Raw genomic sequence first — 14,444 nt, forward strand, 5'->3', positions numbered from 1 at the left:
TGTTCATCCGCGGCGTCGGTATCTGGGGTATCAATATCCCGGTCGGCTGGGGCATGGACATCATCAACTTCGTGTGGTGGATCGGTATCGGCCACGCCGGTACGCTTATCTCGGCCATTCTGTTGCTGCTCAATCAGGGTTGGCGCAACTCGATCAACCGCTTCGCCGAAGCAATGACGCTGTTTGCGGTGGCGTGCGCCGGTCTCTACCCGATCCTGCACCTTGGCCGGCCGTGGTTGTTCTACTGGTTGATTCCGTATCCCAACACCCACGGCATGTGGCCGCAGTTCCGCAGCGCACTCGCGTGGGACGTGTTCGCGATCTCGACCTACGCCACGGTGTCGCTGGTGTTCTGGCTGGTCGGTCTGATTCCCGACTTTGCAACACTCCGTGATCGCGCCAAGAACATCTGGGTCAAGCGCCTGTATGGCATTGCGGCCCTCGGCTGGCGCGGCTCGGCCCGCCACTGGCACCGCTACGAGATGGCCTCGATCCTGCTGGCCGGTCTCTCGACCCCGCTGGTGGTCTCAGTTCACTCGATCATTTCGCTCGACTTCGCCATTTCGCAAGTCCCCGGCTGGCAAGTCACGGTCTTCCCGCCCTACTTCGTGGCCGGCGCCGTGTTTGCTGGGTTTGCAATGGTGTTGTTGCTGATGATCCCGGTGCGCACCTTCTACGGCTTCGAGAGCTACATCACCATCCACCACCTCGATGTGATGGCGAAAGTGATGCTCGCCACCGGGATGATCGTCGTCTACGGCTACTTTATGGAGGTCTTCGCCTCGCTCTACAGCGGTAATGAGTACGAGGAATACCTCCTCTACAACCGTCTGTTCGGGCCAAGCTCGTGGGCCTACTGGGGCCTGCTCTTCTGCAACGCGGTAGCTATTCAACCCCTGTGGTTTAAGAAGGTGCGCCAGAATATCCCAGCCTTGCTCATCATTTCACTCATCGTGAGCGTGGGCATGTGGCTTGAGCGCTACGTAATCATCGTGATCTCGCTCGAACGCGACTTCTTGCCCTCGTCGTGGGATATCTACATCCCGACGATTTGGGACTGGTCGCTCTACCTTGGTACCTTTGGTCTCTTCTTTACTCTGCTCTTCCTCTTCATCCGCGTCTTACCGATGATCAACATCTTTGAGATGCGGCTGTTCCTCCATCAAGAGACAGAGAAGGCGAAGCGGCGAGCAGAACATGGCGCACACGGCCACGGCCACGATCACAGCCCGGCTCACGGTGCAGCCACGGCAGACTAGAGGAGTAGAACGATGCGCAACGATGTCTACGGCGTGATGGCCGAGTTTCCCACACCAGAAGCCCTGATCGAAGCGACCCGCAAGGCTAAGGCGGCGGGCTATACCAAAATGGATGCGTTCTCACCCTTCCCGATTGAAGAGGTGATCGAGGAGATTGCCCACGGCGATACCGGCGTGCCGCGCTTGGTGCTGCTGTTTGGTCTCATTGGAGCGGCGAGCGGTTTCATCTTGCAATACATCGGTAATCTGATCAATTACCCGCTGAATATCGGCGGTCGCCCGCTTGATATCACCAACTGGCCATCGATGATCCCGATTACCTTCGAGAGCGGGATTTTGCTCGCCTCGTTTGCTTCGGCGATTGGGATGGTGGTGCTCAATGGCCTGCCGGCTCCGTACCATCCGGTCTTTAATGTACCCCGGTTCCAGTATGCGTCGCAAGACGCCTTCTTCCTGTGTATTGAATCAACGGATCCGTTGTTCGATCGTTCGCGCACTTCGCAGTTCCTGCGCTCGCTCAACCCGATGCAGGTCTCCGAGGTCGCATACTGAGGGAAGCCCATGCAGACGCCTCGCCTAACATCGCGCATGATTCGCTTCGGTTGGATCGGCCTGTTGGTGTTGCTGCTCACTGCCTGCCATCAGGACATGTACGATCAGCAGAAGTACACGACCTACGAGCCGAGCAGCTTTTTCGCCGATGGCCGCTCGTCGCGCCCCAACGTGCCGGGCACGACGCCGTATGAGGTGGTAAAGACCGATGAGTTTCTCTACACCGGCTTAATCGACGGCAAGGAAGTGGATGCGATGCCCTTCCCGGTGACGAAAGACTTACTGCTCCGCGGGCAACTGAAGTATAACATTTACTGTGCCGTCTGCCACGGCGAGTCGGGCTACGGAGCGAGTATGGTGGCCGAGCGTGGCGGCATTGTGCCGGCCAACTTCCACCAGCAGCGTCTGCGTGAAGCGCCGCTGAGCCATTTCTTTGTGATTATTACGAATGGCGTGTACCGCGGCGACCCCAATAATGGCGGTTATCAGTCAATGTATAGCTATGCCTCGCGCATTACGCCGGAAGACCGCTGGGCGATTGCCGCTTATATTCGGGCTTTGCAGTTGAGCCAGAATGCGACCATTGATGATGTGCCTCCTGCCGAACGCACGCGGCTGGGGAATTAGGCTGGAAGGTTAGACACATGGCGACGACAAGTCTTTCACAGACCCGCATCCCACAGCTCGGTCAGGTGCAAGTGCTCGGTCTGGCCGCGGCTGTGATTGGGATCGGCGTGCTGGTTGCCGGTTATTTTCTCAACCCAACCTCGTTTTTTGAGTCGTACATTTACGGCTACTATGTGGCGATGACCATTCCGCTCGGCTGCCTCGGCTTTCTGATGGTGCAGCACCTTACGGGCGGCGCATGGGGCGTCACCGTGCGGCGCATGCTCGAAGCTGGCGCAGCGACGCTGCCAATCATGGGTCTGCTCTTTATTCCGATTGCGTTGGGCTATTTCGACACCTACAAGTCGCTCGGCCTTGAGCATCCACTCTACGAATGGGCTAATCCTGAGATCGTGACTCCCAGCGGCGCCGAGTTCGATCCGATCATTGCCCACAAGGTGCCGTGGTTGAGCCCGCTGTGGGTGACGGCCCGGATCGCGATCTTCTTCTTGGTCTGGACGGTGCTGTCCTACACGTTGCGCGGCTGGTCGCGCCAGCAAGATGCCGGCGGCGACGCCAAGAAGCTGGCGACCCGTATGCGCCGGTTGAGTGGCATCGGTATCGCGTTGTTCGTCATCACCGTGACCTTCTTTTCGTTCGATGTGACGATGTCACTCGATCCACACTGGTTCTCGACCATCTACGGCGCGCACTACATGGTGAATGCTGGCCTGATGACGCTGGCGTTCCTCGCCTTGATGATGAGCCGGGTGCGCGATGCCAGCCTCTTCCGCGAGTATGTGTCGGTGAAGCCGATCCACGACATTGGTAAGCTGATGTTTGCCTTTACCGTGTTGTGGACGTATATGTCTTACGGCCAGTTGGTCATTATCTGGTCGGGTGATGTGGCTGAGTTTACGCCGTGGTATGTCCACCGCACACAGCACGGCTGGGTCTTCGTGGCGCTGGCATTGATGCTGTTCGCTTTCGCGCTGCCCTTCTTTGTGCTACTGTTCCGCGGCACCAAGCGCAATTTGAGCACGCTGGCCACCATCGCCGGTTGGATTATCTTTATGCGCTTCGTTGATATGGCGTGGATCGTGCTGCCAGAGTTCCGCGAGCATCTGTGGGATATTACCCTGACCGATGTGGCGGCGCCGATCGGCCTGATTGGGCTAGTGGTAGCTCTGTTCGCTGCCAATGTGCAACAAGCGCCGCTCTTGCCGCTGCGCGACCCCAATATGGAGCAGTTGCAGAATAGCGGCCATCACTAACGCGGAGGAGAGACGCCTATGAGCTTTCGCCCCAACTATTCGGCGCCCCGGTATGCGCCGCCACGCCTGATGCAGCCGGCCCGCCCGGCGCGCGCAGAAGCTGAGCCGCCGCTAAGCCGCTTGATGATTGCTGGCTTGATGGTGTTTCTTGTGCTGAGTCTGGTGGTGCTGTTGGCCGGTCGAGTTCCGTTTACGCCGCAACCGGCCCCGGTGACAGGCAATACGTACCGCAACTACGTCACCGAGGCGCGCACGTTGCTCAATAGCTACGGCTATACGCTGGAAGGCAAGGTGCATATCCCGATTGATCGGGCGATGGATCTGATCGTCGAGCGAGGGTTGCCGGTACGGCGATAGATGAGCAACGATCTATGGCAGGTAGCGGTAGCAGGGGCCGGTTTGAAACCGGCCCCTATCGGTTTGTTTGGCGCAATAGATCGGCAATATGCGCCACCGCTTCCGCGGCATAGAACAGATGCCCGCCGCATCCCGTATCCGACGCGCCAACATGCGGGATTGGCCGGCTCAGCTCAGGCAATCGAGCAAGGACGGCACACCACCGGCATTCTAGCCGTTCGTCGGCCACTGCTGCCCACATTTCTCGCAATTCGAGATGAGGGCGGAGATAGTCAATATGCCAATGCGCACGTTTCTCGACAGCACTATGCCGGCGGAGCCGCGCCGCCAGTCCGCCCGGCCCAAACGCGCTTCCGACGTAGTAGTAATGGCCCGGCGCAAGATCGAAACGCCCTAATCGCCCAATCGCAAGCTGGGCCAGCGGTTGTGCCAACCAGAAATGAAGGAGATAGGCGCCCCGCGCCCGTAGCGCCGGTATCTGCGTGATCAGCGCTGGCGATACCAAGAAGATCTGCATTAAAGACCTCTTTTTGCCATCCAATCGCGGCAACCATGCTATACTGAACAGCAATTGTACGGCAGGACGCCGCTCAGTGTGATTGACAAGCCTATGAACGTATTACTGATAGGTTCCGGTGGCCGTGAGCACGCACTGGCCTGGAAGATTACCCGCTCACCCAACTTTACCAAACTGCTCACCATTCCCGGCAATCCCGGTACCGGACGGTATGGCCGGAACGTCCCCTTCCCGCTCAACGATTACCCGGCCTTAATCGATCTTGCCCGCCAAGAGCAGATCGATCTGCTCGTCGTTGGCCCCGATAACCCGCTGGCAGATGGCATCGTTGATGCCTTTCAAGCCGCCGGCATTCCAGCGTTTGGCCCCACTGCCGCTGCCGCCCGCATCGAGAGCAGCAAGTCCTTCGCCAAAGAGATTATGGCTGCGACCGGCGTCTCTACTGCCCAAAGCCACGTCTTTGCTTCGGCGGCGGAAGCGGCTGATTTTGCCCGCACGAGCGGCAAGGCATGGGTGGTCAAAGCAGACGGTTTGGCGCTAGGCAAGGGGGTGATTGTCGCCGAGACCATGGAAGAGACGCTCGATGCGATTGCCAAGCTGAGCACGATTCCTGCCGGCCATCATCTCTTGCTCGAAGAGCGGTTGTACGGGCGTGAAGTATCGGTGCAGGCACTCTGCGACGGTGAACGGCTGTGGCCGCTCCCGCCGGCCCGTGATCACAAGCGGCTCGAAGAGGGGGATCGCGGCCCCAATACCGGCGGGATGGGAGTGATTGCGCCGGTTGATGAGGTCACGCCGGCTTTGCTCGACGAAATTGTCAATCGCTGTATGCAACCGGTGGTCAACGAGTTAGCCGTGCGCGGCACGCCGTTTCGCGGGTTGCTCTATGCGGGCATTATCCTCACTGCCGACGGGCCGAAGGTGCTCGAGTTTAACGCCCGCTTTGGCGACCCGGAAGCGCAAACCGTTTTGCCGCTGCTCGAAGGGGATTTCCTCGGCGCGTTGTACGCCTGCGCCACCGGCCAGTTGAAGCCTGACATGCTACGCCGGCGCAAAGGCTACGCGGTCTGCGTGGTCTTGTGCGCGGCCGGCTACCCCGGACGACCGCGCAAAGGCGATCTCATTCGCGGCGTCGAAGCGCTCGATGAGGAACAAGTGCTCGTCTTCCACGCCGGCACTGCGGTTGGTCAGAACGGCCTCTGCACGGCAGGCGGGCGGGTGTTGGGGGTCACCGGTCTCGGCTCAAGCTTGCGGCAAGCCCGTGAACGCGCCTACGCCGCCGCCGACCAGATCCGCTTCGAGGGCAAGCATTTCCGCCGTGATATTGGTCAGGAGTAGGTTGTGCCAAGCATTGCGGTGTTGTTGAGCGGCAGCGGCAGCAACTTGCAGGCGCTGCTCGATGCGCAGGCTGCCGGTGAGCTAGCCGGCGAAGTGACGTTGGTAGTCAGTGACCGCGCCCAAGCATACGGCTTGCAACGGGCGCTCAAGGCCGGGATTGCCGCCGCGCACGTGCCGCTCAGCGCGCCGCGCGGCCCGCTGCGCCAGCAATGGGAACGGCGTTTGGCCGGCGTGGTCGCTTGCTTCGATCCAGACCTGATCGTGCTGGCCGGCTTTATGCGCGTGCTCTCGGCAGCGTTTCTCGAACAGTTTCCCAATCGGGTCATCAACCAACACCCGGCGCTCTTGCCCACCGATGGCGGCGATACTGTCACCACCAGCAGCGGCATCGTGATTCCGGCCCTGCGCGGCGCGCACGTGGTGGCCGACGCTATTCGCCTCGGTCTGCCGGTCACCGGTTGCACGATCCACCGGGTGACGCCGCGGGTTGATGATGGCCCGATTTTAGCCAGCGCCGAAGTGCCGGTGATGCCCGGCGATACGGTCGAATCGTTGCACGAACGGATCAAAGTGGTGGAGCGGCGGTTGATCGTGGTCACCGTCAACCGGTTATTGGGGGGTAAAACCCGGCGGGAGTAGCGCGCTGCGCCCCTACTCCCGTCGCAACAACGCCAACGTCAACATGATCCCGCCGGTAACCACCCCACCCACGCCGAAAAACAACAACGTCCACGGCAACCAGCCGTACCATTCAAAGGCCCGCATCGCCACCACCAGCACCGCCACGCCGAGAATAAACGCCGATACGACCAACGCCAGCGCCACGCGGTTCGCTGAGCCGATCAGCGCACCGGCTACCCGCCGCAACTCCACTTCACGGGTTTGCAGGTGCAACTCGCCTTCGTTGAGGCGTTGCAGGCTCTGGCTAATCTGTTCGGGAATCTCAAACGCCAGCTCGCCTAACTCACGCCCGCCGGCCAACGCTTGCGCCCCCAACGCCGTTGGCGTAATCTGTTCACGCAAGGCGCGCTGGATGTACGGACGCGCCGCGGCAAAGACATCAAGCCTGGGATCGAGCTGCATCCCCAGTCCTTCCATCATCACGATCGTCTTGAGCAGGGTGGCCAGCGGGCCGGGAATAATCAGTCGGTGCCGGCGCAATAGCGCCGTTAAGCCATCAAAGGTCTCGCGGGCCGAAATTTGGCCCAATGGGCGATCGACAAACCCATCGACGAACCGTTCGAGATCGCGGCGCAGCGCCGCCGTCGCCGCCCGGCGCGGAATCACACCGAGCCGTTCGAGTGCGCGCAGCAAGCTTTGGCTATCGTGGTTGATCAGCGCCCCCATCATCAAGAGCAACCCTTGCATCGTGGCGTGATCGAGCATGCCAACCTGCCCAAAATCGACCACACCCAACACCTTGCCATCAATGACGAAGAAATTGCCCGGATGCGGATCGCTGTGGAAAAAGCCATGCCCGAAAATCTCTTCGAGCGTAATCTCGACGCTCACGCGGGCCAGCCGGGGCAAATCCACTTCAGCCGCGCGCAACGTTGCCATATCGTTCAGCTTGATACCGGTTATCCGCTCGGTGGTGAGGACGCGGGTATCGGTATACTCCCAATAGATGCGCGGGATGTAGATGTGCGGATTGTCATAGAACATCTGGCGAAAGCGATCAGCGTTGCGACCCTCGCGGATATAATCAAGTTCGGCGCGGAGCGTGGCGCTAAACTCCCAGACAATCTCGCTCAGGTTATATTGGGCAGCCAAGGCTAGCCGCTCTTGGGCCAGCACCGCGAGATCGGCCAAAATCGCCAGATCGGTTTGAATGCGATTGGCAATATCGGGCCGCTGTACCTTCACCACCACCGGCGTGCCATCGGGCAAGACCGCCGCATGCACTTGCCCCAACGATGCCGCCGCAAACGGTTCACGCTCGAAGGAAGCGAACAAGCGGTCGATCGACTGGCCAAACGTGGTCTCGATCAGCGCCACCGCCTGCGCGCCGGGGAATGGCGGCACCGTATCTTGCAGCTTGCTCAGTTCGGCCACCATATCGGCTGGCAGCAGGTCAGGGCGCGTGCTGAGCGCTTGGCCCAGTTTGACGAAAGCCGGGCCGAGCTCAACCAACGCCTCACGCAACCGCTCGGCGCTGCCCAACGGCGGCGGGGCCGGCGCGCGTAGAATAGCGCGGCGCGGCAAGGAAAGCAACGCGGTAAGACCGAGCTGATCGACCAAATAGCCAAAACCGTGATACACCAGCACCTGCGTAATTTCACGGTAACGGCCAAGATGACGGGCCTGCCGGACAAGTGGCCACATAGATGACACCAGTAGCGGCGGCCCGTTGGGCCGTCGCGCTCGAGCGACGGCTCGGCCCAGCCGTCGCGCCCCTTGCGATACGTCTGGGCAGCGGGCCATCGCGCTGCCTAGACCAAGCACGTGTAACGAACAAGCTCAGTATACCCTAGTTTCGGCAGCTTGCAGCAATGAAATTGATTATGTCAAAACAACCCAAAGCAGCCACAACCGTGGGCCAAAGATGAGCACACCCACCACAATTGCGGTCAATGCGCAGAGCAAGACCGCGCCGGCGGCGACATCTTTGGCGATGCGGGCCAGCGGATGGCGCTCGCTGGTCGCTAAATCAACCGTCGCCTCAATCGCGGTATTGAAGCCTTCAGCGGCGAGCACCATGCCGATGGTCAAGGCCAGCGCAACCCATTCCCACCGCGCAATCTGCAGCGTTACCCCTAACGCAATCGCGATAGCGCCGATGAGCAGATGAATCTGAAAATTGCGTTGGGTTCGCAACAGATGACCAATCCCGGCAAAGGCGTAGCGAAACGCGATCAGAAAACGGCGAGTGCTGCGATCAATTGGCGCCGCCATTGCGATCATTCCTCTCTACGATACGCACAGCTTCACGCCGCGAATGATACCACCTCGGCTATAATGGCGCTGCACGGCTAACCTGAGAGGCTTGGAGACGAAGTTTGTAACGTGTTGCCACCGCTAAACCCTACGATGACGAAGGGCCTGTGTGGTACAACAACAGACAACGTCGTTGACCAGCTCGCGATCTGCATTGTGAGGGTAGGGCAACTATGCGACTCATTATTGTGCGCCACGGCGAGAGTGAATGGAACCGGATCAACCGCTATCAAGGCCAGCAAGACGCCCCACTGTCGGAATTAGGCCAGATGCAGGCTGCCGCGCTAGGCGAGCGACTGCGCCATGAGAAGATCGATCTCGTCTATAGCAGCCGCCTGCAACGCGCCGCCCACACTGCGCAGGCGATCGTCGCCCATCACCCCGGCCTTGAGGTGATCTACGACGATGCCTTGCTCGAAATCAACCACGGTGATTGGGAAGGCCGGTATTTGCACGAAATTATGGAGCTGTACGCCGACGGATTGCGCGAGTGGCGGCAACATCCGACCCGCTCGCAAATGCCGGGGGGCGAGAGCTTCTCGAACGTGCTCAAGCGGGTGCTCGATTTTCGCGAGCGCATCTATGCCGAACACGCCGGCAAGACGGTGTTGATCAGCACGCACGATGTGATTGTGAAGATACTGGTGGCCGACGCGCTCGGCATGAACATGGATCGGATCAACCGGATTTGGGTGACGAATGCCAGCATCAGCGTGATCGAGTACGGCGATGATCTGCCCTACCTCGTCAGCCTGAGCGAGGCGTGCCATCTCGGCCAATTGGCCACGACCCGCGAACAACAGCACGCCTTGTAGGGAGACATCCTCTCGCCATTACCACCGTGGGATGCACCGTTCAAGGGCGGATGGAACATCTGAACCCTAGCCCGACCCTTCAAGGCCGAGCTGGCTGAATAGCCACGAAAAGGCACAAAAGGCACAAATATTTTTACATCGTTTGAGGATCTTTGTGGCTATCCTGCTCGGTGGCCCTCACCCCCAGCCCTGCTCCCACTGGCGCAGGAGAGGGGAGCGGAGAGCTTCGCTTTGAGGCATTGTACCCCGATCAACGGTTGTAGGCGACTACACGTTCTGTCCGCCCCTCAACCCATCGGCGCGGGAGAGGGGGCCTATTCAGTCCGTGTAGGCATCCGTCCCGCGGAAGCGGGAGATTGCTTCGGGTGCTGCGCGCCCTCGCAATGACATGAGGGTACGCATCATGACCGCAGGGCGCGAACAGTGTGCGTAGGCCAAAATACCATTGCTGGCTGCCAGTCCTTCTGTTCTGTCCGTCCCTCAAGGGCGCGCCGTGGGGCATGCCCCACGGCGCTCATTCAGCAATTGGTTGTCAACCGGCAGCGGTTAAACAGAATATCTTGCAACCGGCCCAGCACCTGCAACGGCACTTGCAGTTGGTAGTAGAGCATGCCATCCCAAATCAAACCTTTGCGCAATGCTGGCCTGACAAACGTCCACTGCGCAATCAGGCCGACGTTCCAGAGCACGAAGAGGGCCGCGCCGGCCAGTAACGGCTTCCAGCCTAGCCGCGGCTGCAACCATGCCAGCAACGCGGCAAGGCCAAGCACAAAGATGGGAGTACACTCGATCAAGCGCCGAAACCCGAACGAGCCACTCAGATGCCACGTAGTACCGAAGGCACCATTAATGTAAACTTGAGCCAGAAAACCGATCAAAAGGAGTAATGCCAACGGGCCATCACGCCAAAAGAGCCAGGGTAGGCCGATGAGCGCGACAACGAGGATCGGACTCCACAGGAACGCGCCATGAGCGGGATCAATGAGCGTATCGAAAAAGCGAGGGCTAACAAGGAGCGGAAACGGACCAAGATGCACCACTGCTAATTTACTTCCCACCGTCGTCGAGGGACCGATCCGCCCGTTGAGCACCCAATACGCGGCCAGTTGCGGCGTCAGCGCCAGTATGAAAACCCCGACAAACACGGCATGGCCCGCAATCAACTCGCACACCACTGCCCATTGCCGGCGGCGCAATGCCCCAATATAGGCCGCCAGCGCCTCGAATGCCGGAATGATGAGCAGCAAACCCAACTGCTCGCGGGTCATCACCATCAAGCCGGCCACCACCCCCAACGCCAACCAGACACTCCAATGCCGTCGCCCATCGCTTTGGCCGATGTTCCCCTCACGCCCACGGAGCCAGATCGTGAGAAAGAGAGCAAATAAAAAAAATCCATTGGCATGCGACCACGCCATGGCGAGATAGGTATAGAAAACCAGTGGAGTAGCGAGAAAGATAGTGAGTATAGACAGCAAAGCCGGTAACTGACCGGCATAGATTCGCGCGAGCCGGTAGGTCAAGAGCAGGCCAAGCAAGCTATAGAAGGCCGACATCATACACACGGCCACAATGTAAGGCTGGCTAAAACCATCGCGGGGAATAGCCGCGCCGAACGCATTGGCCGCCTGTACCCACAGATCAGCCAGCACAAAACCGGGAGCCCACAGCAACGCCGAACCGACCGGGGCCACGTTGCGCAGCTTGCCGGTGATCGGGTTCGGATTGGCGGCATCAGGCCGCAGGAGGGCATTGAAGATCGCCGGATCGTTATTGCGCAGCCCGATCGCGGCAAAGTGCTGATACTCGTTATAAAAATCAAGATCACCATCAAAGTACAGCGAACGCAGATACGCGTAATACTGTACCTCATCGCTCAGCGCAATCCGTGGCAGGCTGATAGGCAAGAGCACGACAAAGACCAACACGATCACGAATAGCCCAAACTCGCGGCCAGCAAACAGAACCTGTATCCGTTGCGCCAAACTCACCATCATCGTGCGAGAGAAGCTTTGCATACACGCCTTCAACGAGAACGAAACAACTTCACGCGAGCGCAGGGCATTGAACGCACGAACGCGGCCCGCCTGCGCCATCCTGTCAGCAACGCTTGCGCTATTGTACGACGAATTGCCGCAAGCATTGCGCGCCGGGTATGCGGCAAAAAACAAACAGATGGACGCTATGCTCGAGCGTCCATCTGTTAGCCAAACCATTGTTGTGTCACGTTATCGCAGCACTATTGGGAGCATCACCTGCGGCAACGTCACCTGTTCAATCGAGATGGTTGCTACCGGCAAGGCCGTTGCGCTCGGATTGCCGGCGCCATCAAGCACGCGCGCATACACATAGTACGTGCCCGCGATCCATTGTGAAGCAGACAACCCACTGGTCAGACTCCAGACGATACTAAAATTGTTGCTATCACCCGGCACTTCGACCGGTACCCACACCAGCGTGGGATCAGCGGCAGGATTGGCGACCGAGGTCCGGCTATTGGCCAGCCACACCCCCCAAAACCCACGACCAGGATAGAGGTTATCGGTCACACTGAGGCTGCTAAATTGGAGCTCGACCAAGATCGTTGGCGCAGCAGGGATGGCGAGTGCTTGAAGCGCACCACCGTTCAGCACCGGCGGTGTGACATCGTAGGTCAAGGTGCGCGTGGCTTGCATCGTATTGCCAAGGGCATCTTGCATTTGCACGACCACCGGCATTGGGCCTTCACCGATGGTACCGGGATAGGGTAACACGTTGGCAAACCGACCATTGCTAATCGCCAAATTATTCACGCTGTTCAACGTTACCGTGTTGGGAGCAAGGGCAAAGCGTTGTAACCCGCTACAATCACCGAGACTACGTGCTTCGACGAAGAGCGCCGGCACGCGGGTATAATCGGGGTGACCATCGCTCGCGCCGCCCTCACCGATTAGATCGGCAAGTGTCACCGAGGTAAATGGTGAAGTCTTCCAGCGGGAGAAGGGATTGACAATCAAGATACCACCCAATACGGAAGTATCGACGATCACACCATCAGCCTGAACCTGACCGGCCAAACCGTCGGTTGAGCGACGGAGTTGTGTGTACAAGACACGTTCCACACAGCCGATGTCGGTCTGCAATGCCGCCGGAATGGGGACAGTCAAGACACTTGTCGGACCAGTCGGGGCAAACGGTTGCCAACCACCAGAGTCGTTCTCGGTATCGGTCGGTGGCGCATCCCACCGCCAGCGCACCTGATCGGGAAGGTTCGTCGTCGGGAGATTGGGGAAGGTGATATTCACGGAGCTTCGGCCTACTCCACCAACGATGGGAGCGCCGTTTTCGATGAGTGGTGGCGAATCGGGCAGACCACCCGGCGCGCGGAAGAGCACGTAGCGCGGCTTGGGGACGGTACCCTGAAAGATCTCATGCGCGACATGCATATATGCTCGACTGCCGGCGCGGGCTTTCCCCCACGCATTAAATACCGGGGCAACAGTTGGTGCATTGACCACCGGCAAGAACCCTTGCCCCGCCGGGCGAGCGGTGTAAAACAATTGATTGGCACTGCGGCTTGACCCCTGCCTGATCCATGTCAGATGCAAATTGCCGAGCTGATCATAGTCGACGGACACCCGACCATCACCTTTGCCACCGATGATCTGCACCGCCGACCACGAACTACCGAAGGTGGTTACCGGCTTTTCAGCGATAAAGATGCCATCGTCAGCACCACGAAATGCCACGACAATGCGGGTATTCGGAGCGGGATCTGGACTGAAGGAAACACTCGCATCGGCAAAGACGGCCAATGTGCTGCCGTTGACATCAATCGGGGTATTGAACGATGTACCGTTCCAGAGTGCGACCATCACATGGAGGGGACGCGGTGTGTCGCGGGTAAAGGTAATGGCCAGCTCACCGTTGGGACCGGCAGCTAATGCCGTTTGCGACTTGTAGGCAGCGACCGCGGTAATCATACCGACCGGTGACCATGTTGCGCCACGGTCATTGGAAAAGGCGAAATTGATGTTCTTATCGTCACGCCATGCGGCAACGAGCTGACCGTTGCTGCGCACGGCCAGGGCCGGCTCGACGGCAAAGATATGATCACGCATCACTTCAAACGTCGCCGGATGCCAGTTGCCACCCGGCTCGCGTCGGCGCAGATGAATGCTCTTGGCCGCTTGATCAATCCACAACACGTACACCTCACCCGTCGGTGCGGTTGCAACGGCGGTTTGCACCCAATCTTGGGCAATACCGGCTTCAACGGTGCCAAGCTGGAGCGGGGCGGGAAAAGCACCATCTTCTTCACCCTTCACCCACAGCTTCACCATACCTCGCTCGGTCGCAGAGATACCGTCGGTTGCACTCACGTAGACTCCGTTGGCGTTCACCGCGAGTTGCGGGTATTTCGTATTACTGGCAACCAGATCGACTTCACGCACGAAGGTAGCACCTTCTTGAGCTTGGGAATGATGGGGAAGGAGACTCACCAGGAGGGTGATGATCAGCAGTACGATGGCGGCACTCACGGAGATACTGCGTGCCATACGGTCTTCTCCTTATTCGTTCAGTGTAGGATGCGGAGACGATGGACAATGCTCGTATCTAAAGAGCAATGATCAGATCATCAAACATGATCCCACCGAGGGCACGGGTATAGACCCCCACCCGACCGGCCGGCAGCGGCCGGGCGTCCACCGCCTGCATCAGCACTTTGCCGTTGAGCCGCACCGTCAGCGCGCCCCCGCGCAGCTCCAGCTCAACCACGTGCCACTGCCGCGGCGCAAACCCCGGCCCC

13 protein-coding genes and 1 pseudogene are annotated in these 14,444 nt (G+C 59.4%); 8 read left to right on the forward strand and 6 right to left on the reverse strand.

Annotated features, from left to right (window positions below; all coding sequences use genetic code 11):
- The 5 genes from nrfD to U9R61_RS04205 all read left to right on the forward strand — a co-directional run.
- Window positions 1-1,259: NrfD/PsrC family molybdoenzyme membrane anchor subunit (nrfD, locus tag U9R61_RS04185; protein WP_322487568.1), on the forward strand; the 1,259-nt coding region annotated here is incomplete at its 5' end.
- A gap of 12 nt (window positions 1,260-1,271) precedes the next feature.
- Entirely contained in the window at window positions 1,272-1,811 is a 540-nt protein-coding gene (locus U9R61_RS04190; RefSeq protein ID WP_322487569.1) for a DUF3341 domain-containing protein, read from the forward strand.
- A 9-nt stretch (window positions 1,812-1,820) separates the two neighbouring features.
- Window positions 1,821-2,438, forward strand: coding sequence for a cytochrome c (locus tag U9R61_RS04195; RefSeq protein ID WP_322487570.1), 618 nt, complete (start codon window positions 1,821-1,823; stop codon window positions 2,436-2,438).
- A gap of 17 nt (window positions 2,439-2,455) precedes the next feature.
- Window positions 2,456-3,691: a hypothetical protein gene (locus U9R61_RS04200; protein ID WP_322487571.1), complete on the forward strand. Its 1,236-nt coding sequence runs from the start codon at window positions 2,456-2,458 to the stop codon at window positions 3,689-3,691.
- A gap of 18 nt (window positions 3,692-3,709) precedes the next feature.
- A complete protein-coding gene (locus U9R61_RS04205) occupies window positions 3,710-4,048 on the forward strand; it encodes a hypothetical protein (RefSeq protein WP_322487572.1) in 339 nt (112 codons plus the stop codon).
- Window positions 4,049-4,103: 55 nt separating this feature from the next.
- Here U9R61_RS04205 and U9R61_RS04210 read toward each other — a convergent pair whose 3' ends face one another.
- Window positions 4,104-4,565, reverse strand: coding sequence for a GIY-YIG nuclease family protein (locus tag U9R61_RS04210; RefSeq protein WP_322487573.1), 462 nt, complete (start codon window positions 4,563-4,565; stop codon window positions 4,104-4,106).
- A gap of 93 nt (window positions 4,566-4,658) precedes the next feature.
- Here U9R61_RS04210 and purD point away from each other — a divergent pair, with 93 nt between their 5' ends.
- Together purD and purN are read left to right on the forward strand one after the other, a co-directional pair.
- On the forward strand, window positions 4,659-5,903 hold the full coding sequence (gene purD, locus U9R61_RS04215; RefSeq protein ID WP_322487574.1) for a phosphoribosylamine--glycine ligase: 1,245 nt from the start codon (window positions 4,659-4,661) through the stop codon (window positions 5,901-5,903).
- A 3-nt stretch (window positions 5,904-5,906) separates the two neighbouring features.
- Window positions 5,907-6,542, forward strand: a complete 636-nt coding sequence (gene purN, locus U9R61_RS04220) for a phosphoribosylglycinamide formyltransferase (protein ID WP_322487575.1) — start codon at window positions 5,907-5,909, stop codon at window positions 6,540-6,542.
- A gap of 12 nt (window positions 6,543-6,554) precedes the next feature.
- On the opposite strand, the gene U9R61_RS04225 is transcribed toward purN, so the two are convergent.
- Together U9R61_RS04225 and U9R61_RS04230 are read right to left on the reverse strand one after the other, a co-directional pair.
- Window positions 6,555-8,228 (reverse strand): AarF/ABC1/UbiB kinase family protein, encoded by a 1,674-nt coding sequence (locus U9R61_RS04225; RefSeq protein WP_322487576.1) that lies wholly within the window; start codon window positions 8,226-8,228, stop codon window positions 6,555-6,557.
- A 177-nt stretch (window positions 8,229-8,405) separates the two neighbouring features.
- Window positions 8,406-8,798: a diacylglycerol kinase family protein gene (locus tag U9R61_RS04230; RefSeq protein WP_322487577.1), complete on the reverse strand. Its 393-nt coding sequence runs from the start codon at window positions 8,796-8,798 to the stop codon at window positions 8,406-8,408.
- A gap of 215 nt (window positions 8,799-9,013) precedes the next feature.
- On the opposite strand from U9R61_RS04230, the gene U9R61_RS04235 reads away from it, so the two are divergent.
- On the forward strand, window positions 9,014-9,655 hold the full coding sequence (locus U9R61_RS04235) for a histidine phosphatase family protein (RefSeq protein WP_322487578.1): 642 nt from the start codon (window positions 9,014-9,016) through the stop codon (window positions 9,653-9,655).
- A 518-nt stretch (window positions 9,656-10,173) separates the two neighbouring features.
- Here U9R61_RS04235 and U9R61_RS04240 read toward each other — a convergent pair.
- The 3 genes and pseudogenes from U9R61_RS04240 to U9R61_RS04250 all read right to left on the reverse strand — a co-directional run.
- A complete protein-coding gene (locus U9R61_RS04240) occupies window positions 10,174-11,673 on the reverse strand; it encodes a glycosyltransferase family 39 protein (RefSeq protein ID WP_322487579.1) in 1,500 nt (499 codons plus the stop codon).
- Between the two features lie 210 nt (window positions 11,674-11,883).
- A complete protein-coding gene (locus tag U9R61_RS04245; protein WP_322487580.1) occupies window positions 11,884-14,193 on the reverse strand; it encodes a sialidase family protein in 2,310 nt (769 codons plus the stop codon).
- A 58-nt stretch (window positions 14,194-14,251) separates the two neighbouring features.
- A pseudogene (locus U9R61_RS04250) lies at window positions 14,252-14,444 on the reverse strand (hypothetical protein); the annotation flags it as partial.

Origin of the sequence: Chloroflexus sp. (assembly GCF_034431535.1) — a bacterium.
Classification (GTDB): domain Bacteria; phylum Chloroflexota; class Chloroflexia; order Chloroflexales; family Chloroflexaceae; genus Chloroflexus.